The sequence below is a fragment of the Shewanella sp. A32 genome (assembly GCF_029167175.1).
GTDB lineage: Bacteria > Pseudomonadota > Gammaproteobacteria > Enterobacterales > Shewanellaceae > Shewanella > Shewanella yunxiaonensis.
Window position 1 is genome coordinate 56087 of sequence record NZ_JARFTS010000014.1, and the last position, 23899, is coordinate 79985.

Genomic DNA, 23899 nt, shown 5'->3' on the forward strand with positions numbered 1-23899 from the left:
TCGAAAAAAATATCAAGTATCTACCGCATTAAAGTTATTCAATATTTTTCTGTATAGATTGTCGTGCCTGTTTAAACGGACAAAGTTCAACACAACTTTATGACAGATGTGTGATACCCATAAAGGTATCGGTAAGATTATATCTGGAATGGCCCGTATTTCATGGCACTTTAACCTTAATGTTATGACAGCGTATGATGTATTAAGTTGTCCAGATAAAGATAAATAAATGTGAATGGAACCCGAGGAGCAGTATGAAGCTAAATAAGCTGGAACGTTATGTTGTGCGTCATCCTTTAAGACAATGGTTGCAACAGCGACTGGAACAACCATTATTGCTCGGTCTATTCGAACACGGTTTACCCGTAGTGGAACACGCGTTAGAAATCGGCTGCGGCTTTGGCCAGGGGATCAGCATGATCCATAAGGGGTTTGGTGCCAGCAATGTGACAGCGGTAGATTTAGACGAAGAGATGTTATCTTACTGCGCTAAGCGCTATGTTGATGTGCCATGGCTGACTTTGGCGCAGGCTGACGCAACAACATTGCCATTTGCGGATAGCAGCTTTAATTTGGTGTGTGATTTTGCAGTGTTTCACCATGTTCCCGACTGGCAGCAGGCCGTATCGGAGGTTTTCCGAGTATTACGTCCCGGCGGCTCATTTGTGATTGAAGAACTCTATCGCGCCGCAATCTGTAATCCCGTCAGTCGCCGACTGTTTGAACATCCGCAGCAGAATCGCTTTAATCACGGGGAAATGCATGATTGTTTACGATTGGCCGGTTTTGAAATCGCTAAGAGCCATCATGTATTAGGGCTTGCAGGTGTAACGTTAGCGATAAAACCCGTGGGCGCAAATGCCATCAGTTAATTTTTTAATTCAGGCTGCGGGGTTTGGGTTACCCAAATAAGTTTGTTGGGATCAATTCCCAATTGTTGAACTTGGTGTATAAAATCGGCTTTAATTTCTGGGGTGACTTGTCGTGTGCGAGACAGTAGCCACAGGTACGAGTCATTTGGTCCCATCACAATCGAATTTTGATAGTTTCCGTTGACGGGATTGTGCGGCAATAAAGCATGCACCTGATACGCGCCATAAAAAGGCCTGAAAAAACTGACTTTTAATAGACCGGTATTGCGTCCTTTCATAAAGTAGGCGATACCTTCCGCCTCTTTCCAGGTTCTCGATACTGGATTAAAGCCCCTATTGATCACCTGTAAAGCATCCCCTTTGAGATTGTAAGTGGCCGTCACATGCGTTAAACCACGCTCAAAACTGTGGTCTAAACGGGCAATTTCATACCATGTTCCAACATAGGCATCTGCCTTAAAATCGGTAACAACTGGAATTTCTTTGTCGATAATAGTGCACGCACTCAATGCTAGAACAATGATGGGTATGGATAGTTGTTTGATCGTTCTAAACATAATTGAGCTCCATTGATTGCAAATAGGTTTCTGCTTAGCTGTGAACATACTATATACCATAAGAAAATTTGTCATGGCTCATATAAGACAATTCAGCATGTCGTTATACTACTGAGCAAATTGGTAAATTTTGCAGTTATTCAGGAACTTTCTTTCATGGCAAATATTTTGGAATCAGTGGATCAGCACACTCAGTTAGTGGGTGAAAATCGTCTGGAACTGTTGTTATTCCGCATTAATTCAACACAGTTGTTTGCCATCAATGTGTTTAAAGTAAAAGAGGTGGTTAAGTTACCGCGATTGTCACAGATGCCTGGCAGCCATCCTTGCGTTTCTGGCGTTGCAAATATTCGCGGTACGTCGATACCTGTCATTAATTTGCGGCAGGCCATAGGTTTCAAGCCGATGCCGCTAGACGGCGACTCCAATCTGATTATTACCGAATATAATCGTAGTGTGCAGGGATTCCTGGTGGGCAAAGTCGAACACATTATCAATATGAACTGGAATGAGGTGATGCCTCCGCCTCAAAATGCGGGGCACAACCACTATCTGACGGCGCTCACTAAGTTGCAGCAGCAAGATCGTACAGAACTGGTATCAATTATTGATGTAGAAAAAGTCCTGGCAGAGATTATTCGTTACAACGTGAAGCTGGATGCCTCCAAGTTAGATGAATCATTGTTAACACAAATGCAGGGCCGTAAGGTATTGATTGTGGATGATTCCGCTACCGCCAGACACCAGGTACGAGATACTTTGCGACAGATTGGTCTGGAAGTGATTGAAGCTTGTGATGGTCAGCAGGCATTAGATTTGCTGCGCAGTTGGTGCGACAAAGGCGGTAAGATCCCCGATGAAATACTGATGATGATCACCGATGCTGAAATGCCAAAAATGGACGGTTATCGCTTAACTCACGAGATCCGTAATGATAAACGTATGGCGTCGCTATTTATCGTACTGAATACTTCGCTGAGTGGCAGTTTCAATAATGCGATGGTGGAGAAAGTGGGATGTGATCGTTTTATCTCCAAATTCCAACCAGACTTGTTGGTTGAAACAGTACAGCAGCGTATGCGTCAGTTAGCTAAAGCATGATCTTCGGTAAGTTCGCGGATCACCTGGCGTTTGGTCGCTTTGTCAGCGGCAATATGCAGTCGAGCAAGACGGATAGCGTATGCGAAGCGTTGCTTACCAGTGATGGCCACAATCGCGGCAACAAAATCTTTATCCAATGCCATTGCCTTGCTCACGTGTTCGATGGCCACAAATAGCGAACTGTAGTTCACCCCATCAAAAGCAAAGCCAGTCTCTGGCGTGTGATCTTCTAGTGGCACGCCATTTAATACCAAGAGCCAACCAGGAAAATTTACGCGATCTCTTGCCACTTCATACATAAACCAGGCGCTGCGTTGGAAGCTTTGCAGCGTTTTACAGGTAAAGTCTGCTTGTTGCAGTTCTTCTTCCGTCCAGTTCAGACCAATTGCCAAGTGTTTGGCATAGCGTTTCATTAGTGCATCTTTCACGGCAACGCGACATTCGTATATTGATGTCAGCGGAGTTTGCTTGGCTAATTCGACACACTCTTTACAGGCCGGTACCGCTAATGAGGGATGGGAGGTATGGGGCAGTGCATGATAATCAAACTGTAGGTTACAAGGTTCGCCACAGAACCAACAATGGTGGCGAACCTCAAACGGCACATCAACTTGCGGGGATATCATCAGTCCTCTTCAGCTTCAACATCTGCCAGTAACTGGCCGATCTCAAAGGCTTCGATTTCCTCACAGTCATCATCGCTACGCCAATCAATGCCAACTAAAACATCGTCTTGGTTAAGATCGTCAACCCAATATTCGAGAAACTCATCAACACTGATGGCTGCCGGAATAAATCCCGCCCAGTCTTCATTGCAATGACTTTGTGCCAGAGCTTGTTCTGACCATAATGGCATGACGTCGGCTTCTTCAAATTGAGCAGAGTCGCAAACCAACCATTCTTCATTATCGGGATCTTGCAGCCCCCACAGCTGTTGAAACTCACTGACTTTAGCGAGAAAGCTTTGCACTACCGGACTTAATTCATTCATGAGAGATGACCTAACAAAAGTAATGGCCGTTATTATACGTTATCACCAGCACCTTCCAAGGAGAAGTTGGTAACTTGGTGCAATTGGTCAAAATCCAGCTGATCGACAGAGTTTCTCTATTTAGGGACTTAAAAAATGGACGGGGTCTGGGTAGGATGAACACAAGCACCCAACAACAGTACAAGGAGTCTGTTTGTGGTCAAAATTCTTTCCTGGTTTGCGTTAGTGTGGGCTGTTCAGGCATGTGCTGCACCCACTGCTGCCGATATTGATGCTGCCGCGGCTCGCGTCGAAGCCGATTTTCCCCAGTGTATTGCCTCTTTTTCTGCAAAAGCCCGTAGCGAAGGCGTATCCGATGACACCATCAAGACTCACTTACAGAATTTGCAGTTTGTCAGGCGCGTGATAGAGCTCGATCGGCAACAACCGGAATTTACCCAGACCTTTGCCGGTTATTTCAATCAGCGTGTGACGGATTGGCGTGTTAACAAGGGCCACGAACTGTTAGCTGAAAATCGAGTGTTTTTAAACAAGTTGATGGAAAAATATGGTGTTCCGCCGCAGTATCTATTGGCGTTTTGGGGCATGGAAACTAATTTTGGTGGCTATAAAGGTAAAATGCCGGTGTTAGACTCGCTGGCAACTTTGGCCTGTGATCATCGACGTAGTGAGTTTTTCACTACGGAATTGATGACCGCGCTTAAATTGAGTCAGCGTTATGGTTTCCCAGCGTCAGAAATGCAGGGCTCTTGGGCCGGGGCGATGGGCCATACCCAATTTATGCCAAGTGCTTATGCCAGTTATGCCGTGGATGCCGACGGCGATGGCAAAGCTGACTTATGGAATAGCACTGAAGACGCGTTGGCTTCAGCCGCCAACTTCTTGCAGCATCTCGGTTGGCAACGCAATGAACGTTGGGGGCGTGAAGTTAAACTTCCGGCGAAATTTGACTACAGTTTGCTCGGACAACAAAAGTCTCTGACCGAGTGGCAACAATCGGGGATAACCCTGGTTGAAGGTGGGCAACTGCCGCAGGCTGATATGCAAGCTCGACTCTACCTACCGGCAGGTCATCAAGGCCCTGCGTTTCTTGGCTATGCGAATTTTGATGTTATCAAACGTTGGAATCGTTCGGATTTCTATGCCATTAGTGTTGGCCACTTGGCGGATCGTATTGTCGGTGCCGGCAAATTAGTAAAAGCACCACCTCAACAACCACGACTTAGCCATATACAGATCAAGGCGTTGCAGCAAAAGCTCAACGAATTGGGTTTTGATACCGGTAAGCCGGATGGTATTCTGGGCAGTAACTCCCGTAGCAGTTTACAGGCGTTTCAAAAAAGCAGAGGGCTGATTGCCGACGGTTTTCCCGATCAGGATACCTTCAAAGCACTCGGGTTATAGCGTTGCTAATCAAAATGATTGCCAATAATTGAGCGTTTGGTTACCTTGGTGATTGCTGGTTGAACTAGAACGAGAATGCATCATGGAACCCTTGCAAGAACTGAGTCATGGTCAGCGCCAACGACTGGCCTTTATTGATTTTTGTCTCCAGTATTTCGGACAAATAAGCCGCCAGGATCTGATCGGTAAATTTGCCACCGGACTGGCAGCGGCGACACGTGACTTTGCGCTTTATCGGGAGTTAGCACCGAGTAATATGAAGCTGGTGCATCCATCACGCCACTATCAACGATTGCCCACGTTTAACGCTTTATTTCATCACGATGCTGAGGTCGTCTTAGGTGGCTTGGCCCGCGGATTTGGTGATGGATTATCGCAGCCATTGATTCCCAGTCAGGTGTGTGTCGATGCGGTAAAGTTGATCCATCCGGACACCGAGGTTATTGCCGCGTTGATGCGAGCAATTCAACAAGGAGAAGTACTGACGGTGGATTATGTGTCGACGTCCTCTGGAGAAAGTCACCGTCAGATTGTACCGCACGCTCTGGTTAACAATGGTCAGCGCTGGCACGTGCGGGCATTTGATCGTCAATCACAGCAGTTTACCGATTTTGTCGTGACGCGGATTAAGACTGTAACCACGTATGAAGATGTTGCCAAACCGGCAGAACAACCTGCTGCCGACAGCGCCTGGGCCACTAACATTGAGTTGATACTCATCCCACATCCTGGGCTAACGCATCCCGAAGCAATTATGCTGGACTACCGGATGCAGGATGGCGAATTGCACTTGAGCACTAATGCCGCGCTGGCCGGTTATCTGCTGCGTGGCTGGAGTGTCGATTGTTCGTCCAAACATCAAATTAGCTCTGGAGTGTGTCAGTTAGCATTAAAAAATCTCGAGGTGCTGGCTACAATAGAACACTTAGCGATCGTACCTGGCGCAGGTCACTAACTGGCGAAATAGTGGTGGCACCGGCCGCTATCTGATAAGCTGCCGCGAATTTTTAACATTCTCGATACTGAGGATTTTGTATGAGTATTTCCAAGGATAAAGTCGTTCAGCTGAACTATACGCTGAAAGATGAGCAGGGCGCGGTGATTGAAAGCAATGAAGGGCAGGATGCTATCGCCTATTTACACGGGCATAACAATATGATGCCCGGCGTAGAGAAAGCCCTAGAAGGCAAAGATACTGGCGATAAATTTACCGTGACTTTGCCAGCGATTGAAACTTATGGCGAGCGTATTGCCAATGCAGAGCAGCGAGTTTCTGTTAAACATCTGATGGGCGCTAAAGTATGGAAGCCTGGGATGATCGCGGTGGTCAACACAGAACAGGGACAACGGCAGGTCACCGTACTGAAAGTTGGCAAATTTATGGTGACTGTAGATACCAATCATCCGCTGGCCGGACGTGAGTTGACTTTTGATCTCGAAGTTAAAGATGTTCGCGATGCTACTGCGGAAGAAGTTGCTCATGGTCACGCTCATGGTGATGGCGGCCATCACCATTAAGCCGTTTTGATAAAATAGCCCGGCTTTAGCACGGGCTATTTTAGCTTGTTATCCAATCTTTATTTAAACAGTGGTGCGATAACGCTGATGGTCAAAGGGTGATAAGCCGCTTTCGCTTGTTCAAAAATCTGTTTTCCCCATGCTTTTTCTGGTGAAGCCGCCAGTTTTTCATACAAGGGTTTTACCAGGCGCAAACGGCCAATTCGGTTAAGGTATTCGCCTAATGCTGGTTTGACCGCATAGTCACCGTAATCCAGTGCCAATGAGAACCAGGAGAAAGCGATTTCATCATTGCCGGTATGGCTAAAATCAAACTGCTGATCCAACTGTTGTAATTGGGCCAAGCTTAACGCATTTGCGCTGGCTTTAGCCGGCATTTGATTCAGAAAATGTAACCATTGCTGGGCATTCCAATCTTTGGTTGATAACTGATTAAGTTTTTTGCTGCCGGCGAGCCAAGCGGTTCTGGCCGCTTCAACAGGTTTGAATGAATCAGAGGTAGGGATCGGTGTTGAGGCTGGCATGCCTTCACCGTACAACCAAGTATCGATCTCCTCTTTGGCAACTGTACCCGGATAAACCGACAGGAGATGTTGCTCCAGGTAGTTCTCAAAGGTCTCGGTATCAATGCTTTGGAAGGCAAAATGCGCAAAATACTGCTTCACGAAAGCATCGAAATGTTTACGACCAAATTTTTGTTCCAGATAGACCAGAAATAGCTGACCCTTGGTATAAGGAATATCGCTAAAGGAAGTGTCTGGATCCAGCCCTTTAAGATCAGGATGTAAAGAGGTGAGTGCCACCGGCAGATCTTTTATCTCTTTCAACAATTCCCCATAGGAAATGGTGCGTTCCATTTTAGCGCGTTCAACGCCGTACAGATCTTCCACCACGCGGTTTTCTACATAGCTGGTAAAGCCTTCATTTAACCAGATATCGCGCCAGCAGGCGTTTGTAACCAGATTTCCAGACCATGAATGTGCCAGTTCGTGCGCAATTACGCTAACCAGACTGCGGTCCCCGGCAATTAATGTCGGCGTGATAAACGACAGTTTAGGGTTTTCCATACCGCCGAAGGGAAAGCTAGGCGGAAGGATCAATAAGTCATAGCGTCCCCAGCGATAATGACCATAACGCTGTTCGACGGTGTCGATCATTTTAGGCGTATCTGCGAATTCATGTTGCGCCTGCTTTAACTGCTCTGGCTCCGCCCAGACGCCGGAACGTGCATCGAAAGCTGCAAATTTGAGGTTACCTGCGGCGATAGCGATTAAGTATGACGGGATCGCCTGTGGCATTACAAAGCGGGTAACGGTATCACTGACCGGATGCCGGTCAGCGCTCATTAATACGGTCAACCCTTTGGGGGCGGTAATGGTTGCGGCGTAGCTAGCGCGGATAGACGGTGTATCCTGCAATGGCATCCAGCTGCGTGCGTGGATAGCTTCGTTTTGACTGAACAGAAACGGTTGCTTTTTGCCAAGTGTTTGCGCCGCCGTCAGCCATTGCAACCCACTGGCATCGGGTGAGCTTAAATGGGCGATGCGTACTTGTTGTGGCTGCCATGCTCCCGTATCTATGGTGAGTTTTTGTCCTAGTACCGGGTCTTTCGCTGCCAGTGTGAACTTAAGCGGCTGCCAGTCACCATTGCTAGTGAGCCCCTCAACTTTGGTGATCGTCAGGTCACGTGTATCAAGAATTAATGGGGCTTTGGGATGCAACCATTTGAGATCTAATGTCGTCGTGCCGCGGATCTGCTTTTGAGTGAAATCCAGCGTGAGTTGCAAGTCGATGTGGCGGGTTTGCACATCCTGGGTATTCGCATAACTGAATTCATCAGTCACTACTGCGTTAGCCAGCGGCGACAGCAAGAGAAGTGACAATGTCAGCCACACTGCGCGTGAGCGTTTTAAAGAGAATAATGACAAATCAAACATCCTTAAATAAATAAAATACATGACGGCCTGAGGCGCGCATGCCAAATTAATGCGCCCGAGATTATACTGCGGCCAGTCAAGTTAGCCATCTGTGGGGTGTTATGATCTTGCCTGAGTTTTTGTGGCTGGTTAAAACTAAAACGTAAGGAAATATCTCAATGAATCTCAATTTTTCTACTGGTCGGATATTGTTGGGACAGCATGAACTGCAGGTGCGTTTGCAAGCATCCAAAGTGGTTATGACCGTGTTGCCTGATGACATCCGACTGTTGTCAGATGCCAGATTGTTATTGGCTGATGCGGGGGCAGTTCGTTGGCAGTTGACGTTAGACGATAACGAACAACTGCAACAAATTGCCGATTTTTATGGGATAGAAGTCGAGTGAGTTCAGCTTTCTAACCGATGCCGTTGATGCGGTAGTGAAAAGTCCTGCAATGGTCCTTTAGGAACGATGCGCGTGGGATTTATTTCGCCGTGGCTATAGTAGTAATGCTGTTTGATGTGTTCAAAATTCACCGTTTCAGCAATTCCGGGGTACTGATACAGATCGCGCACATAAGCAGATAGCTGCGGATAGTCCTGTAATCGCTGACGGTTGGTTTTGAAATGACCAAAATACACAGCATCAAAGCGGATCAAGGTTGTGAACAGACGCCAATCAGCCTCCGTAAGCTGATTACCGGTCAAATAACGGTGTTGAGCTAAGCGTTGCTCCAACCAGTCAAGAGTACTAAACAGCTGATCAAATGCTTGGTCATAAGCTTGTTGACTGGTCGCAAAGCCAGCCCGGTAGACTCCGTTGTTGATATCGCGATAAATGCGACTATTGAGAGAATCTATTTCTGTGCGCAGTGCCTTTGGATAGAAATCCAGTGTGTTCCCTGTCAGTTCATTGAAGGCGCTGTTAAACATCCGGATAATATCCGCCGATTCGTTACTGACGATGGTATCGGTTTTCGTATCCCACAAAACGGGCACCGTTACCCGTCCAGAATAGTCAGGGGCGGCTCTAAGATATAACTGGTACAGATAATCACTGCCAAATAGTGGGTCGGCTTCGGCGCCTGCGATATGGTGTGCACTCTGGCTTTGATGGGCGCCGGCAAATTCCCAACCATTTTCAAGCATGTGAGGCTCGACGACAGTCACCGGGATAATGGCTTGCAGATCTTTTAACGCTCTAAAAATCAATGTGCGGTGGGCCCATGGACACGCGAGTGACACAAACAGACGGTAGCGATTGGCTTCAGCTTTGAACCCACTATGACCACTAGGTCCAGCACCGCCATCAGTAGTGACCCAATGCCGGAAGCGCGCATCTTCGCGTAAAAATTCTCCACCAGTGTTATCAGTATCATACCATTGATCAACCCAGCGCCCTTGTTGCAGCAATCCCATGATGTAGCCTTCATTCAAATTAAATCAGTTACAGTGTATTAAGCAGTAACTCAGATATAAAGTCGCAAAAACTACCTCTTTCATACTAATAAATAGAAAGGACTTCACTTGCAGTCCAATATTCCTTGGATTGCCATTGGTTAAAATATATTCAATTAATCGGCTTTCACTTGAAAAGCAGTTACCAGACCTTATTTAGTCTGTGTCGATGATGAAAGTTCATCTTAGACAATGACCGCGCCATCGGGCGGTCACTTATCCAGGGCGCGATGTATTCGGCCCGTTAATTTACATATTGCTTACGAGGATATGACTATGCGTAACTATGATTTGACCCCTCTTTATCGCAGTGCAATTGGTTTTGATCGCCTTGCCCGTTTAGCTGAGCTGGCTGCCAATAATAATGGCAATGCCGGTTATCCCCCTTATAACATTGAGCTGAAGGGCGAAAACCATTATCGCATTACTATGGCTGTAGCCGGGTTCGCGATGGAAGAGTTGGAGATTACCAGTGAAGGTGAAAAACTGGTGGTAAAAGGCACTAAGAATACTGAACAACCAGAACGTCAGTATTTGTACCAAGGTATTGCTGAACGGGGCTTTGAACGTACGTTCCAGTTGGCCGATTTTGTCACTGTAGAAGGTGCTCATCTGGAAAATGGCTTGCTGAATATTGAATTGGTCAGAGAGATCCCTGAAGCAATGAAACCGCGCAAAATTGAAATTGGTGCCATTGATAGCAAAGTGTTGGAAGGCGAAGCCACCCGTCAACAGGATGCTAAAATAGCGCAGGCACAACCTGCTGCCTAATCTGCTGTTAGATATCACAAGCCAGTCCTCGCGACTGGCTTTGTGTTTTTATCGGTGTTATTGATGCGTAACCATGTTGAATAAGAGAGACCTATGGAACAGTTGATTTGCTATAAGAGCCTGCCGCTTTGGCACAAGGATTCTTTGCCAGAAGATGTGATGCAGAAACACAACACAACTGAAGGGACCTGGGCGCAACTAGAGATCAAAAAAGGTCAGTTATGCCTCGAGTTACTGACCGACACTGGCGAGGTTAGTGATCGTGCTGAGTTTGATGTTAAACATCAGCCAGCATTAATCGCACCACAGCAGTGGCACCGCATTCACTCCGTGACTGATGACATTGAATGTCAATTAAATTTCTTCTGCAGTGCAGAAGATTACTATATTAAAAAGCAATACGATCTCAGCAAAACGCATTCAGAAGTGGTCGCCGCAATACCGTATTTGCAAGGTGACAAGGCGCTGGATCTGGGTTGTGGGCACGGCCGGAATAGTTTATATCTCAATCTTAAAGGCTATGATGTTACCAGCTATGACAAAAACGGCGAAAGCATCGCTTATTTGCAGCAGTTGATTGCACAAGAAGCACTGGAAGGCATTCAGGCAAGTCAGCAGGATCTGGCTGAATTGCAGATTGAAGGTGATTTCGATTTCATTCTGTCTACTGTGGTCTTTATGTTTCTCAATCCGCAGACCGTGCCAGGGCTGATCGCGCAGATGCAACAACATACTCTGCCTGGTGGTGTTAATTTGATTGTGTCAGCCATGGACACAGAAGACTTTCCCTGTTCTGTGGGTTTTCCCTTCACTTTTAAAACCAATGAATTGCTCGATTATTATGAAGGCTGGGACATCGTCAAATATAATGAAAATGTCGGTGAACTGCATAAACGCGATGAGCAGGGGAATTTCATCAAGTTACGGTTTGCAACATTGCTGGCGCGTAAACCAGAGTAATCAAACTCAGCGTTATCAATAAAAAAACCCGCATAAAGCGGGTTTTTTTGAAGCTATCAATTACTGCTGATTTTCCATATCACCAAACTGGCCAACAAACAGCGGAGATGACAGATAACGTTCGGCGGCAGACGGCAGAATGGCGACAATGGTTTTGTCTTTGAATTCTGGTAGCGCTGCCAGACGTGCGGCAGCCACCACTGCAGCACCTGAAGAGATCCCCACCAGAATCCCTTCCTCTTTCATCAGGCGATGCGCCATGGCGATTGCGTCATCAGAGGCAACAGTTTCAACACGGTCAATCAACTCTAAATCCAAGTTGCCTGGGATAAAGCCTGCACCAATACCTTGGATTTTATGTGGACCTGGTTGCACCGGTTCGCCAGCCAGGGTCTGAGTAATTACCGGTGATTCTGCAGGTTCTACGGCAACAGCGGTGATCGCTTTGCCTTGAGTCTTTTTAATATAACGACTGATCCCGGTGATAGTGCCGCCAGTACCGACGCCAGCAATGACGACATCAACTTTACCGTCAGTGTCGTTCCAGATTTCTGGGCCAGTAGTCTTTTCGTGGATTTCTGGGTTAGCAGGATTAGAAAACTGTTGCAGAATAATGTACTTATCCGGATCGGTTAAACGAATTTCCTCGGCTTTTTCAATTGCGCCCTTCATGCCCTTAGCGCCTTCAGTCAGCACCAGGTTAGCCCCAAGTGCTTTCAGCAGTTTGCGGCGTTCGAGACTCATGGTGTTAGGCATGGTCAGCGTCAGCTTATAACCACGGGCTGCCGCTACATAGGCGAGGGCGATACCGGTATTACCGGAAGTCGGTTCAATCAGTTCTTTGTCTTTGGTGAGCAAACCTCTCTTCTCAGCATCCCAAATCATATTGGCGCCGATACGGCATTTAACGCTGAAACTTGGATTGCGGGACTCCACCTTGGCAAGAATGTTGCCATTGCCGATTCGATTGAGGCGTACCAGCGGAGTATTACCAATGGTATAAGAGTTGTCTTGGAAGATTTTGCTCATAGCTTTATTAGCTCCTTAATTTGCACCTCACAAGCATAAGTCCCTTTATATCAAAGAGAAGTGAAACTTTGTTCTTCTTTATTCAATTTAGTTATTACATGATTTCATGATATTAGTGAGATAAAGAAGTCACTATGCTTGAAACTCACAGGTACGTGGCTGACATTCTGCTTGAGTATAGGATACTGCATAAAAAAAATGCTCACCGGAGTGAGCATTTCGAATACACCCTATACACTATTCTGGCGCGACTTTGGCGTTGCGGTATGTGGCTCGATAACGGTCAACCCACATAGCTGTTGCGCCACAAATGGCCACAGGCATAACGATGAAGTTCAGTACGGGGACCATTGAGAATAATGTCACCGCTACGCCAAAACTGACACTGGCCCCTTTGGTTTGCTTGAGGGCAAACTTCATGTCGTTAAACGGGACTTTATGATTATCAAACGGGTAATCGCAGTACTGGATTGCCATCATCCAGGCACTGAAGAAAAACCAGAGCACCGGAAATACCGTCTGTCCGGCAACCGGAACAAAAAATAGCAGCAGCACAATAATAGCGCGCGGCAGGTAATATTTAAGCTTCTGCCATTCGCGGCCAAATATACGAGGTAAATCCTTAACTAAATCTAAAGTGCCACCTGTATATAACGGTTTACCCGTCAATAGTTGCTCGGTTTTCTCCGCTAACAAGCCGTTAAATGGCGCAGAGATCCAATTCATCACTGAACTGAAGATAAACGACAGCAGTACCAATAACGTCACAATTGCCAAAGGCCAAAGGATCACATTGAGCCAACTGAGATAATCCGGCAGGTGACTTTGGATCCAGCCAAAGACGACATCAAGTTGCTGAACTGCAAAATAGATGGCAAAGCCAAAAAGAATCAAATTTACCAATAATGGGATTAACACAAAGCGCCGTAATCCTGGACGTTTGATCAGACTAAGTCCATCCCAAAAGTAGCTGATCCCACTTTTTTTGAGGTTGAGGCTAGATGGCATAAACAAACTCCCTAAAGCATCTCGTCATAGGCCTGATTTTGAGTAACCATGCGCACGAAAACAAGCGAAAATCATCGATAAGTACATAAAAAGCGTTACAAAATGCATGTTGCTTTGTTAAAGTGAGTTTACTTTTCATAAGGGCATACTGTCGTTATCGCCTTTAATTATCTTCGTTATTTTTCAAGTGATTGGCATCGGAAATAGATGAGACTCAAACAGATAAAACTTGCGGGCTTTAAATCGTTTGTCGATGCCACCAAAATCCCTTTTCTCAATCCGCTGACGGCAGTCATTGGCCCCAATGGTTGTGGTAAATCCAACGTGATTGATGCGGTACGATGGGTGCTGGGGGAGAGCTCCGCCAAAAATCTGCGCGGTGATTCCTGGGCTGATGTGATCTTCAATGGTTCAAATGCTCGTAAGCCAGTATCGGTCGCCAGCGTGGAACTGGTGTTCGATAACACGGAAGGGCGTATCGGTGGCGCTTACGCCAGTTATGATGAATTGGCGGTGCGGCGCCAGGTCTCCCGAGACGGCGAGAATTTGTATTATCTCAATGGACAAAAATGTCGTCGTAAAGACATTACCGATATCTTTATGGGAACCGGTCTTGGTCCGCGAAGTTATGCAATTATTGGCCAGGGAACGATTTCCCGACTGATCGAATGTAAACCGCAAGAGCTTAGGGTGTTTATCGAAGAGGCCGCCGGGATCTCCCGTTATAAAGAGCGTCGGCGCGATACCGAAAACCGCATTCGCCATACCCGTGAAAATTTAGACCGTCTTGGTGACATTCGCAGCGAACTGGGTAAGCAACTGGAAAAACTCACCATCCAGGCTCAGGCAGCAAAGCGTTATCGCGAATATAAGCAACAGGAGCGCTCTCTGCATGCACAATTGCTGGTGATGCGTTATTTGGAATTGCATCAACTGGCTGAAGTCGAAAATGATGAAATCAAGCGCTTGGAAACAGAGCAGTTGCGACTGCAAACGGCAGCTGAACATCTGACATTGCAACTGACAGAATTAAAGTTACAACAGGATGATCAGGAAGATATAGAACAGCGGCAGGTTGCCGATTATTACCAGTCCAATACTGATATTGCCAAAGCTGAGCAACAGATTAAATTTCTGCGCGAACGAGATCAGCATCTGGCGAAAGAGTTGCAACGACTACTGGCTCAGCAACAACAGTTGCAGCAGGCAATGCAGATTGTGGGTGAAAAAGAGCAGCAACTTACTCAAACCGTGGCCAGTCTAAAGCCGATTCAGGAACAACTGGATGAAACCCAGTGGGAACTGACGGGGCAGTTGGAAACGCTGGAAGAGCAATTGCAGCAAATCACCATTAAATCGCAGCAAGCATCGTCAGCGTTGAGTGAACTACGGCATCAACAGGAACTGGCCGTTACTCGAGAGCAACACTTTAAACAGCAATTAGAGCAAGACCGTCAACAACTAGTCCTGCTCACTGACAGACTTTCGCAAGAGCAGGTAAGCGATAACACCGCACAATCTGCGCTTGCGCAGCAATTAACGGCGGCGCAACAACAACTGCAGTTAGTGCAGCAACAGTCTGAGCCACTACAACAGCAAAAAGCGTCCTCACAGGCGCAGTTTGTTGAAGCGCAACAATTCCTGCAACAGCAACAACAACAGCTATCAGCATTGCAAACTCGGCACCAAATGTTGAGTCAGTGGCTGGCAGCGCAGCAACCTCAAACCGATAACGCTGATTGGTTACAGCTATGGCAAGAGATCTCTATTGCAGCCGGGTGGGAACAAACTGTCGAGCAATGGTTGCACCCGATACTGGCTAAGGTTGTTGGTGAGGATAGCGCTCAACCTGGTTTTATTCGCACTGAACTTCGAACTTGGGGGCCAGTGTCGGCACCAGTTAATCTCAGCCCTTGGTTGGCACCGATAAAATGGGTTGAAACAACCGGTGAAGCGCAAGCACTGCAACCCACATTAAGTGCATCTGAGATTATTCTTTGCGCTGAAGGTTCTGTGTGGGGGCGCGGCTTTAACTGGCCTTTGCTAGCGGATCAGCACTCCTTAGTGGCCATGACCAACGAACAGTCGGAATTGGTGGTCGCTATTGCCGAAGCTGAACTGAGGCTAGCGCATGCGCAAGAGGGGTTGCAGCAAGCACAAGCATTGGTAACAGCGAATGCCACTGAACAAGAACAGTGGCAACAGCAATTACAGCAGCTGCGCCTTCATCACGCCAAAGCGCAGATGGCGCTGGATAATGCCCGCGAAAGAGAAATACAACTTGCGCAGCAACGCCAGCAATTACAAGATGATAAATCTGCACTGGCAGAACGTATTGCCAGCCACGAACTCGATCTTGAAGCCTTGATTGAAAGTCAATTTGCTGCAGATGACGAACTCTATCAGAAGCAAGGGGACGAACGACGCTACAGCGAGCAGGTGGCAAGTCTGACCAGCCAACGTATCGCAGTGAAGAGTAAGCTAAGCGATATTGAACGCAAACTGCGTGATATTAACCATCAGTTGAATGAACAGCAGACGGGACTGGCATTAATTCAACAGCAAGCGACCCAATTGCAGTCTCAGCAACAGCAATTGCAGCAACAACTGACGGAACTCCAGGAAGACCGGCAGCAACATACCCCGCAGGGGGATGCTATTGATGTGCTGGAACAACAGTTACAGCAATTACTGACGATGCAACAACAGCAGAGTCAGATACTGGAGCAGACCCGGGCGCGAATAGCCGACTTGCAAAAACAAAATGAAGCTATCACTTTAAAGCAAAAACAACAGCTTGCAGATGTTGATCACTTGACTCAATCTATCAGCACGCTAAAGTTACGTCGCGAAGGGTTAAAGGGGCAGGCTGAGAGCCAACTGGTGCAATTGCAGGAGCAGCAAATTCAGTTAGCGGAAATTGCCGATAATTTACCTGCTGACGCCACTACAGAAAAGTGGCAAGCCGAACTGGATACAGTGCGTAATCGTATCAGTCGTCTGGGGGCTATCAACCTGGCTGCGATTGATGAATTCGAACAGCAAAAAGAGCGTAAAAATTATCTTGATGAACAGGATAAGGATTTAAATCAAGCGCTGGCGAGTCTGGAAGAAGCAATACGCCGCATTGATCGTGAAACGCGTAGCCGGTTTAAGACGACCTTCGATCAGGTCAATAGTGGCTTGGGTGAGTTGTTTCCCAAAGTATTCGGTGGTGGCAGTGCCTATCTGGCGTTAACTGATGATGATTTACTGGAAACTGGTGTCACCATCATGGCGCGGCCACCTGGTAAAAAGAACAGCACAATCCACCTACTTTCCGGTGGAGAAAAGGCGTTGACCGCTTTATCATTGGTGTTTGCTATCTTCAGGCTCAATCCGGCACCATTTTGTATGTTGGATGAAGTAGATGCACCACTGGACGATGCTAACGTTGACCGCTTCTGCAGACTGTTGCAGGAGATGTCACAGAATGTACAGTTTATCTATATCAGCCATAATAAAATTACCATGGAAATGGCGGATCAGCTGATAGGGGTAACTATGCATGAGCCTGGGGTATCGCGTATTGTCGCGGTCAATATAGAAGAAGCAGTCGCCATGGCCGACGCAGGATAACAACAGGAATAACAGGTAACCAATGGAAGATTTTCGACTGGTATTGGCCGTCTTGGCAGCAATCGCCATCATCGCCGTTTTAGTCCACGGGTTCTGGTCTATTCGCAAACAGCAAGCCAAACCTTTGAAAGAGAAACCCATGGCCGGGTTTTATCGGGAGCAAGTTGCGCGTCGGGACCCAGAAGGATTTGATTCAGATGGCATCGGTGAAGTCAGAATTCGTAAAGCGTCACCGGATGATAAGCCACCAAAACTGAAATCAAATCGTGTTCGGCGTGACGTCGTTCAACCAAAAACGGAACCTCTGGAAGACGATATCATTGAGGATATTGACAACGAGGAGGAGGCGTTTGAGTTATCCGCCACTGAAGCGCGCCCCAGCCGTAAAGGGAGTAAATCTCTGCGACAGGAGCCATTACTCGGTGATGAGGAGCTACTTGAACAAGAACTGCAAATGGAATTGGGGCTACCTGCTGAAGATAGCGAAGCTTTAGAACCCACTGTTGCATCAGAACAATACGATGAAGAGTTGACCGCAGATATCGCAGAGCCTGCCACCACTACCGCCAATACAGAGGTGTTTGAGCCGAAAGACGTTCTGGTGTTGCATGTTGTTGCTCGTCCCGGAAAAACGCTGAGTGGTGCTGAGTTGCTGCCTTGTTTGTTGGCGTTAAATTTTAAATACGGCGACATGCAGATTTTTCATCGTCACGAAGATCATGCTGGGCACGGTAAGGTTTTGTTTTCATTAGCTAACATGGTAAAGCCAGGGATATTTGATCCCGATAATATGGAACAGTTTTCCACCCATGGAATAGTGTTGTTTATGACGATTCCATGTGCCTCAGATCCAGTGATGAGTTTTTCAATCATGCTGAATTCTGCATCACAACTGGCGGATGACCTAGACGCATTGTTGCTAGATGGTGAGCGTAATCCGTGGCAGTTATCTACCAAGAAAGAATATCTGGAACGCATTAAAGCTAACAGCTGAAGCGTTGTTGGCTGGCATTCTTAGGCGTTGATTGCGCCGTAATAAATACTCATGATACTGGCCGCAGATGCGGCCTTTATTTTCAGCGGACCTTTTTATGCAACTCACTACTGAACAAGAAATCGATCAACTGATCCGCGAGATTAACGAACACAATATCCGTTACTACGTGGATGATAATCCCTCAATTCCCGATGCTGAATATGATCGCTTGATGCGACGATTGCAGTCTTTAGAGGCCGAAAATCCGCAACTTTTACGAGCTGATTCGCCCAGTCGCCGAGTGGGTGGCACAGCCTTGGCCAAATTTGAGCAGGTGACACATCTCAAGCCGATGTTGAGTCTGGATAACGTGTTCGATGATGCCGAATTTTCCGCGTTTCACAAACGAGTGAGTGATCGGGTTGGTGATGTGCAATATTGCTGTGAGCCGAAGTTGGATGGTCTTGCAGTGAGTATGCTTTACCGTGATGGCGTATTGGTACGTGCAGCGACGCGCGGTGATGGTGCGGTAGGTGAAGATATCACCGAAAACGTGCGGACCATTAAATCGATTCCGTTGAAGTTGCGCGGCAGTGGTTATCCGCCACTGCTAGAAGTTCGTGGCGAAGTGTTTATGCCGCGGGCAGCGTTTGATGCACTCAATGAACGGGCTCGTGTACGTAATGAAAAAGTTTTTGTGAACCCACGAAATGCAGCGGCAGGCAGTTTGCGACAACTTGATAGTAAAATCACGGCCTCAAGATCGCTGGCTTTTTATGCTTATGCCCTAGGGGTGGTTGAACCTGAAGGGTTTGCCATGGCAGATACCCATCGCGGTCAATTGGCGCAATTGCAGCAATGGGGCTTGCCGGTAAGCAGTGAGATTAAACTGGCGGATTCATTGGCGGAAGTAGAGGCCTATTACCAGCAGATAATGGTACGGCGTCCGACACTGGCATTTGATATTGATGGTGTGGTGTTTAAGGTCAATAGCATTGCCGCCCAGCAAGCATTAGGTTTTGTTGCCAAGGCACCTCGTTGGGCCATTGCGTATAAATTTCCAGCACAGGAAGAGATGACAGTGTTGGAAGGTGTTGATTTTCAGGTGGGACGTACCGGGGCGGTGACGCCTGTGGCGCGCTTAAAACCGGTGTTTGTCGGTGGTGTCACCGTGTCCAACGCCACGTTGCATAATGCCGATGAAATAGAACGCTTAGGCGTGAAAGTTGGGGATACTGTCATTATTCGGCGCGCAGGGGATGTGATCCCTCAAGTGGTCGCTGTAGTACTGGAAAAACGTCCCGAATATGCTGAAGCTATTCAATTCCCCCACGATTGCCCGGTGTGTGGTTCATTGGTTGAACGTATTGAAGGCGAAGCCGTTGCGCGTTGTACCGGAGGCTTGTTTTGTAAGGCTCAGCGGAAAGAGGCAATCAAGCATTTTGCATCTCGAAAGGCGATGGATATTGATGGGCTTGGCGATAAAATTGTTGAGCAGTTGATCGATAAAGAACTGATCGAAAGTCCGGCGGATCTGTTTCGTCTCAGTGTCTCTACGCTAGCATCGCTCGAACGCATGGGCATTAAATCTGCGGAAAACCTCAAAGTGGCATTGAACGCAGCTAAAACCACAACACTATCCAAGTTTTTGTATTCTTTGGGGATCCGTGAGGTTGGCGAAGCGACTGCGGCCAATCTTGCCCATCATTTTAAAACGTTAGACGCACTGCGACAGGCAAGTGTTGAACAGTTAATGGCGGTGGAAGATGTGGGCAATGTGGTGGCGCAGCACGTGGTACATTTTTTTGCACAGCCCCATAACCAACAGGTAATCGATACCTTAATTAGTGCTGATATTGGTGTGCACTGGCCTATGATTGAAACGCCAGATGAAGAAGCGCAACCGCTTAAGGGCCAGACCTGGGTCCTCACGGGGACGCTCACCCAATTTAGCCGCAGTGATGCTAAAGCCAGGTTAGAAGCGCTGGGTGCCAAGGTGGCGGGCAGCGTGTCAAAAAATACCGATTGTGTGGTTGCCGGTGAAGCCGCCGGCTCTAAGTTGACCAAAGCTACCGAGTTAGGGGTGCGGGTTATAGATGAGCAGCAATTGGTGGCGCTTCTCAATGATTGACATCCCATATTTAAGCAACTGACTTGAAAAAGCCCAGCGGCAGCGCCATGTCATCTGTTCCTGACCCCAAACACCTGGAATTGAGATGTTCAGAATAGAGGATGTTCACTGGCTTGATGATCATGGACATGTGCGTCCCCCGCTGATGTTGTACCTATTGTTGTTGTTTCTGGCGCGGGGCTGGGCAATCTTTGTGATGTCACTGACGATTGCCAGTGACCGTTCTGAACTGGTGAAATTATTCTATCCTGATCGGTCAGACTTTTTGATCGCGCTGGCGGCAGGTAGTGGTGCGGTTTTCGCGTTTTTTCTGGTTATCGCTGAACGTCGGCGTAAACCTTTATGGTTGAGACCGTTATTCGGGTCTTTGCGGCTGCTACTGGCCGTGTTGCTGACAGTAGAAGCGGTTTTGTTAGTGATACGACTTAGTCATCTCACTTTCTTATTCGACTGGCCCATGGCATTAGATGGTTTATTGCTGTTTTGGTCAGCCATTTATCTGTATCACTCTCGTCATCTAAAAGCGTATGTGGCTGATTGGCCTCTCGGGGAATAACTACCAATACAGATAGGTTTGCTCCTGAACTATTTTTATCCAAAGCATCAGCGATATCATATTTTTATTGGAAAAAGCTTCCGTATTCAATCGGTTGAACTATAGTTGTAAAATTCTCGTAATATTTACCTGATTGATATCAACACAATCGTTTGCGATAGGGGAATTCAGTGGCTAAAACCGAGGAAATCCATCTGCCAGTATCGCAGTTGCAGAAGGGTATTACGGTCAAACTACCGCTATCATGGACGGATCATCCTTTTCTGTTTAATAAAATCGAGATTACCTCGGATGCGCAGATCCAGATGATCCAAAAGTTGGGTGTGCCTTATGTTATTTTGCTATCTGGCACACTTAAATCAGCAAAGTCGGTGAAAGCTCAGGCCCCGCGCGTTCAGAAAAAGTCAATTAATCAACTCACTGAACAGGAACAGCAAGCGCGTAAACATATGCGCCAGAGCCAGACGCAATTTGTCGGCTCCATTAACGGCATCCGAGGTGTTTTGGGTAAAGTGGTCAGCGATCCCGAGGGCGCGATACGTGAAACCTCAGTGTTGGTTGAGGCAATGCTGGAACAGTTATACGGCGCTGAAAACGTTAAGCTGGCATTGGTAACCTCTGGCGAAGCTCAAGCAACAGCGACGCAACATGGTGTATCAGTTGCTGCGCTATCGATGATGATTGCTAAGAATCTGCAAATGTCGAAGCCTGAAATTCGTACTATTGCAACGGGGGCTTTGTTGCATGACATTGGCAAATTTAAGGTACCTGAAGCTATTCGAAATAAGCGCGGCCCGCTGACTGTGCCAGAGAAAAATTTTATCGCAATGCATCCCAATTATGGATATGAGATGTTAAAGCGCAGTGGACTTTACGGTGATGATGTATTGGATATTGTGTTACATCATCATGAGTTTGTAGACGGCAGCGGCTATCCCAATGGGTTGAAGGGCCATGAGATTTCCAAAACCACACAAATCGTGTCATTGGTAAACGATTACGACAGTTTTCTTTGGCGGGATGAAATTGCATCACCGCAAATCGCTTTGGGGTATCTGTTTAAAACCCGATCAGAGCAACATAGCGACGAGTTGATCCAAGCACTCGTTAAAATTCTTGGAATTTATCCGCCCGGTACTCTAGTCAAGCTTACCGATAATACCTTCGCGAAAGTTGTGGTAACGACAGACGACGTTAAACATCCGCAGGTTTGGTGTTGCCAACCCGACGGCAGCAAAGGCCATTATCGCTTTTTACCGCAAGAAGACGTCAGTGTTGACAGTGTGATTAAACTAGAAGATCTCAGTGAGGGCGCACGTAAAACGCTACGGTCGAATACGGGGATTAGCTTTTATTTTTGTCATCAGTAATCATTCAAGAATCATTTTTTTTAACGTCGTCAGCATAGGAGCATCAGCGTGAAACACATTGCTGTTTTTGGTTGTGGTTGGTTTGGTCTGCCGTTGGCTAAATCGTTGCGAAGTGAGCATCTGAAGGTCACTGGTAGTAAGACGACTGCAGACGGAGTGGCATCATTACAAGCGCTGGGAATAAATGGCGTGCAGCTAGCGTTGGATGGCGATTCACGGTTGCCATCTTCTCTGCTGCAGGGCTGTGATGCTTTAGTTGTTAATATTCCACCGGGTTTACGTCGTGGTGACAGTGATTATCTGACCAAGTTAATGCCATTCGCCGCGTTGGTACGTGAAAGTCAGTTATCAAGACTGATCTTTATCAGTAGCACCGGCGCTTATCAGCAGACCGAAGGTGTACTGACCGAGACCGATCTTGTCCCTGCAACTGAAGGAAGTAGTGCGGTATTACAGCAAGCTGAGCAACTTTTTTTAGGATTAGCTTCGCCAAGTTTAACGGTAACAGTGTTGCGTTTCTCCGGACTCGTTGGCCCTGGGCGGCATCCTGGACGTTTCATGGCGGGTAGAAAAGGTCTTACGGGGCCGCGTCAACCCGTTAATCTGGTGCATCTACAGGACTGTATTACCGCGACTAAGCAGGTTCTCAACGCCGATAAGCCTGGGGCCGTCTATAATCTGTCAGCTCCCTTTATTATGGATAAACAAACATTCTATTGCTTGGCGGCGGAGCAGTTAGCGTTACCATTACCTGAGTTTGTGGCAGAACAAGACGCCGCGGGTAAGCGGATCGATGGTAACCTCATCTGTGAAGAGCTTGACTTTACCTATGCATACGCCGACGCTAATGCCTTGCTGTTAGCTTGTAAAGCGTAAAAACGCCATTAAGTTTATCCATATTCATTACGAGGGGGATTAATGTCTTTTTCATCTTTGGCCAAGGTTGCAGTGGCCATTTTTATGTTAGGAATGACCACCGTTGTTGCAAAAGCTGCTGATTACAAAGAGGGTCAGGATTATGTGACCGTTGAAGGTATCCCCGAACCTAGTAAGCCAATGTTAAGAGAATTTTTCTCCTACAACTGTCCTCATTGTTATCACGAAGATCCGGTTATTCAAAAGCTTGTCTCCTTGTTAAAAGGAAAGGTTGCATTTGAACGTACACCTGTCGGCGCCCACAGACCCTCGTGGATCCTCAGCCAGGAAGCTTATTATCTGGCGCAGAAGTTCAAAATTACCGAACAGGTGCATAGCAAAATATTCGAACTTATCCATGAGCAGCATAAGCCTTTTAATACCGATGCTGACCTGAAAGCCTTTTTTGAGAGTCAAGGTATTGATAAGGATGTACTCGATAAGAATATTGGTTCTGCCGATGCGAAATTAGCGATGGAAAATTATGAGACACAAACACAACTGTCAAAAATTCGTGGTGTGCCGTCTTTGTTGGTGAATGGTAAATATCTCATTAAGACGCATATGTCTGATGCAGAAGAGCTGGCAAAGTTAATCGAATATTTAGCAAATAAAGCGGATTAATCCTACTTATCCCCTAAAAAAGGACCGGAATTTCCCGGTCTTTTTTGTATTTTTTTAAGCATTTACCTTTCGACATTGGTCTAATTTGAGCGGTGTTTTCTACTCCATTCGTTTTTTCTTATA

22 protein-coding genes are annotated in these 23899 nt (G+C 46.9%); 15 read left to right on the forward strand and 7 right to left on the reverse strand.

What is annotated here, in order from left to right; all coding sequences use genetic code 11:
* Positions 1–254 precede the first annotated feature (254 nt).
* On the forward strand, positions 255–872 hold the full coding sequence (locus PY479_RS11480; protein ID WP_275483833.1) for a class I SAM-dependent methyltransferase: 618 nt from the start codon (positions 255–257) through the stop codon (positions 870–872).
* On the opposite strand, the gene PY479_RS11485 is transcribed toward PY479_RS11480, so the two are convergent.
* Complete coding sequence (locus tag PY479_RS11485) at positions 869–1429, reverse strand: lipocalin family protein (RefSeq protein WP_275483834.1); 561 nt, start codon at positions 1427–1429, stop codon at positions 869–871. The genes PY479_RS11480 and PY479_RS11485 overlap by 4 nt on opposite strands.
* Positions 1430–1585: 156 nt before the next feature.
* Between PY479_RS11485 and PY479_RS11490 the strand changes: the two genes are divergently transcribed.
* Complete coding sequence (locus PY479_RS11490; RefSeq protein ID WP_275483835.1) at positions 1586–2530, forward strand: chemotaxis protein CheV; 945 nt, start codon at positions 1586–1588, stop codon at positions 2528–2530.
* Here the strand turns inward: PY479_RS11490 and PY479_RS11495 are convergent.
* Together PY479_RS11495 and PY479_RS11500 are read right to left on the reverse strand one after the other, a co-directional pair.
* On the reverse strand, positions 2512–3159 hold the full coding sequence (locus PY479_RS11495; RefSeq protein WP_275483850.1) for a hypothetical protein: 648 nt from the start codon (positions 3157–3159) through the stop codon (positions 2512–2514). The genes PY479_RS11490 and PY479_RS11495 overlap by 19 nt on opposite strands.
* Positions 3156–3521 (reverse strand): DUF2750 domain-containing protein, encoded by a 366-nt coding sequence (locus PY479_RS11500; protein ID WP_212596283.1) that lies wholly within the window; start codon positions 3519–3521, stop codon positions 3156–3158. The genes PY479_RS11495 and PY479_RS11500 overlap by 4 nt, the downstream gene beginning before the upstream one ends.
* A 267-nt stretch (positions 3522–3788) precedes the next feature.
* Here PY479_RS11500 and PY479_RS11505 point away from each other — a divergent pair, with 267 nt between their 5' ends.
* From PY479_RS11505 to PY479_RS11515, 3 genes are all read left to right on the forward strand, one after another.
* Positions 3789–4925, forward strand: a complete 1137-nt coding sequence (locus PY479_RS11505) for a lytic murein transglycosylase (protein WP_275483851.1) — start codon at positions 3789–3791, stop codon at positions 4923–4925.
* Positions 4926–5007: 82 nt separating this feature from the next.
* A complete protein-coding gene (locus PY479_RS11510) occupies positions 5008–5880 on the forward strand; it encodes a WYL domain-containing protein (protein ID WP_275483836.1) in 873 nt (290 codons plus the stop codon).
* An 80-nt stretch (positions 5881–5960) separates the two neighbouring features.
* Entirely contained in the window at positions 5961–6443 is a 483-nt protein-coding gene (locus tag PY479_RS11515) for a peptidylprolyl isomerase (RefSeq protein WP_212596285.1), read from the forward strand.
* Between the two features lie 59 nt (positions 6444–6502).
* On the opposite strand, the gene PY479_RS11520 is transcribed toward PY479_RS11515, so the two are convergent.
* Entirely contained in the window at positions 6503–8371 is a 1869-nt protein-coding gene (locus PY479_RS11520; protein ID WP_275483837.1) for a M1 family metallopeptidase, read from the reverse strand.
* 167 nt (positions 8372–8538) lie between these two features.
* On the opposite strand from PY479_RS11520, the gene PY479_RS11525 reads away from it, so the two are divergent.
* Positions 8539–8766, forward strand: coding sequence for a DUF3389 family protein (locus tag PY479_RS11525; protein WP_212596287.1), 228 nt, complete (start codon positions 8539–8541; stop codon positions 8764–8766).
* Between the two features lie 2 nt (positions 8767–8768).
* On the opposite strand, the gene PY479_RS11530 is transcribed toward PY479_RS11525, so the two are convergent.
* The gene (locus PY479_RS11530; RefSeq protein ID WP_275483852.1) at positions 8769–9779 is read right to left on the reverse strand and encodes a glutathione S-transferase family protein; all 1011 of its coding nucleotides are present in this window, start codon (positions 9777–9779) and stop codon (positions 8769–8771) included.
* Between the two features lie 315 nt (positions 9780–10094).
* Between PY479_RS11530 and PY479_RS11535 the strand changes: the two genes are divergently transcribed.
* Positions 10095–10589 (forward strand): Hsp20 family protein, encoded by a 495-nt coding sequence (locus PY479_RS11535; RefSeq protein ID WP_212596288.1) that lies wholly within the window; start codon positions 10095–10097, stop codon positions 10587–10589.
* 93 nt (positions 10590–10682) lie between these two features.
* Entirely contained in the window at positions 10683–11549 is an 867-nt protein-coding gene (gene tehB, locus PY479_RS11540) for an SAM-dependent methyltransferase TehB (RefSeq protein WP_275483838.1), read from the forward strand.
* A 60-nt stretch (positions 11550–11609) separates the two neighbouring features.
* Here tehB and cysK read toward each other — a convergent pair whose 3' ends face one another.
* Complete coding sequence (gene cysK / locus PY479_RS11545; protein ID WP_212596290.1) at positions 11610–12578, reverse strand: cysteine synthase A; 969 nt, start codon at positions 12576–12578, stop codon at positions 11610–11612.
* A 237-nt stretch (positions 12579–12815) separates the two neighbouring features.
* Positions 12816–13586, reverse strand: coding sequence for a sulfate transporter CysZ (gene cysZ, locus PY479_RS11550; protein WP_275483839.1), 771 nt, complete (start codon positions 13584–13586; stop codon positions 12816–12818).
* Positions 13587–13793: 207 nt separating this feature from the next.
* Here cysZ and PY479_RS11555 point away from each other — a divergent pair, with 207 nt between their 5' ends.
* The 7 genes from PY479_RS11555 (at position 13794) to PY479_RS11585 (ending at position 23776) form a co-directional block, all read left to right on the forward strand.
* Positions 13794–17204, forward strand: coding sequence for a chromosome segregation protein SMC (locus PY479_RS11555; protein WP_275483840.1), 3411 nt, complete (start codon positions 13794–13796; stop codon positions 17202–17204).
* A 22-nt stretch (positions 17205–17226) separates the two neighbouring features.
* Positions 17227–18198, forward strand: a complete 972-nt coding sequence (gene zipA, locus PY479_RS11560; RefSeq protein WP_275483841.1) for a cell division protein ZipA — start codon at positions 17227–17229, stop codon at positions 18196–18198.
* A gap of 97 nt (positions 18199–18295) precedes the next feature.
* Positions 18296–20311 (forward strand): NAD-dependent DNA ligase LigA, encoded by a 2016-nt coding sequence (ligA, locus tag PY479_RS11565; protein ID WP_275483842.1) that lies wholly within the window; start codon positions 18296–18298, stop codon positions 20309–20311.
* Between the two features lie 85 nt (positions 20312–20396).
* Positions 20397–20867: a DUF2919 domain-containing protein gene (locus PY479_RS11570; protein WP_212596295.1), complete on the forward strand. Its 471-nt coding sequence runs from the start codon at positions 20397–20399 to the stop codon at positions 20865–20867.
* Between the two features lie 170 nt (positions 20868–21037).
* On the forward strand, positions 21038–22237 hold the full coding sequence (locus tag PY479_RS11575) for an HD-GYP domain-containing protein (RefSeq protein WP_275483843.1): 1200 nt from the start codon (positions 21038–21040) through the stop codon (positions 22235–22237).
* 48 nt (positions 22238–22285) lie between these two features.
* Positions 22286–23113, forward strand: a complete 828-nt coding sequence (locus PY479_RS11580) for an SDR family oxidoreductase (RefSeq protein ID WP_275483844.1) — start codon at positions 22286–22288, stop codon at positions 23111–23113.
* A 42-nt stretch (positions 23114–23155) separates the two neighbouring features.
* The gene (locus tag PY479_RS11585; protein WP_228730455.1) at positions 23156–23776 is read left to right on the forward strand and encodes a thiol:disulfide interchange protein DsbA/DsbL; all 621 of its coding nucleotides are present in this window, start codon (positions 23156–23158) and stop codon (positions 23774–23776) included.
* Positions 23777–23899 lie beyond the last annotated feature (123 nt).

What these genes read in the sequence shown, in the direction of transcription:
- PY479_RS11480 (WP_275483833.1), top strand. Translation starts at nt 255, where the DNA reads ATGAAGCTAAATAAGCTGGAACGTTATGTTGTGCGTCATCCTTTAAGA.
- PY479_RS11485 (WP_275483834.1), bottom strand. Translation starts at nt 1,429, where the DNA reads ATGTTTAGAACGATCAAACAACTATCCATACCCATCATTGTTCTAGCA.
- PY479_RS11490 (WP_275483835.1), top strand. Translation starts at nt 1,586, where the DNA reads ATGGCAAATATTTTGGAATCAGTGGATCAGCACACTCAGTTAGTGGGT.
- PY479_RS11500 (WP_212596283.1), bottom strand. Translation starts at nt 3,521, where the DNA reads ATGAATGAATTAAGTCCGGTAGTGCAAAGCTTTCTCGCTAAAGTCAGT.
- PY479_RS11510 (WP_275483836.1), top strand. Translation starts at nt 5,008, where the DNA reads ATGGAACCCTTGCAAGAACTGAGTCATGGTCAGCGCCAACGACTGGCC.
- PY479_RS11515 (WP_212596285.1), top strand. Translation starts at nt 5,961, where the DNA reads ATGAGTATTTCCAAGGATAAAGTCGTTCAGCTGAACTATACGCTGAAA.
- PY479_RS11525 (WP_212596287.1), top strand. Translation starts at nt 8,539, where the DNA reads ATGAATCTCAATTTTTCTACTGGTCGGATATTGTTGGGACAGCATGAA.
- PY479_RS11530 (WP_275483852.1), bottom strand. Translation starts at nt 9,779, where the DNA reads ATGGGATTGCTGCAACAAGGGCGCTGGGTTGATCAATGGTATGATACT.
- PY479_RS11535 (WP_212596288.1), top strand. Translation starts at nt 10,095, where the DNA reads ATGCGTAACTATGATTTGACCCCTCTTTATCGCAGTGCAATTGGTTTT.
- tehB (WP_275483838.1), top strand. Translation starts at nt 10,683, where the DNA reads ATGGAACAGTTGATTTGCTATAAGAGCCTGCCGCTTTGGCACAAGGAT.
- cysK (WP_212596290.1), bottom strand. Translation starts at nt 12,578, where the DNA reads ATGAGCAAAATCTTCCAAGACAACTCTTATACCATTGGTAATACTCCG.
- cysZ (WP_275483839.1), bottom strand. Translation starts at nt 13,586, where the DNA reads ATGCCATCTAGCCTCAACCTCAAAAAAAGTGGGATCAGCTACTTTTGG.
- PY479_RS11555 (WP_275483840.1), top strand. Translation starts at nt 13,794, where the DNA reads ATGAGACTCAAACAGATAAAACTTGCGGGCTTTAAATCGTTTGTCGAT.
- zipA (WP_275483841.1), top strand. Translation starts at nt 17,227, where the DNA reads ATGGAAGATTTTCGACTGGTATTGGCCGTCTTGGCAGCAATCGCCATC.
- ligA (WP_275483842.1), top strand. Translation starts at nt 18,296, where the DNA reads ATGCAACTCACTACTGAACAAGAAATCGATCAACTGATCCGCGAGATT.
- PY479_RS11570 (WP_212596295.1), top strand. Translation starts at nt 20,397, where the DNA reads ATGTTCAGAATAGAGGATGTTCACTGGCTTGATGATCATGGACATGTG.
- PY479_RS11585 (WP_228730455.1), top strand. Translation starts at nt 23,156, where the DNA reads ATGTCTTTTTCATCTTTGGCCAAGGTTGCAGTGGCCATTTTTATGTTA.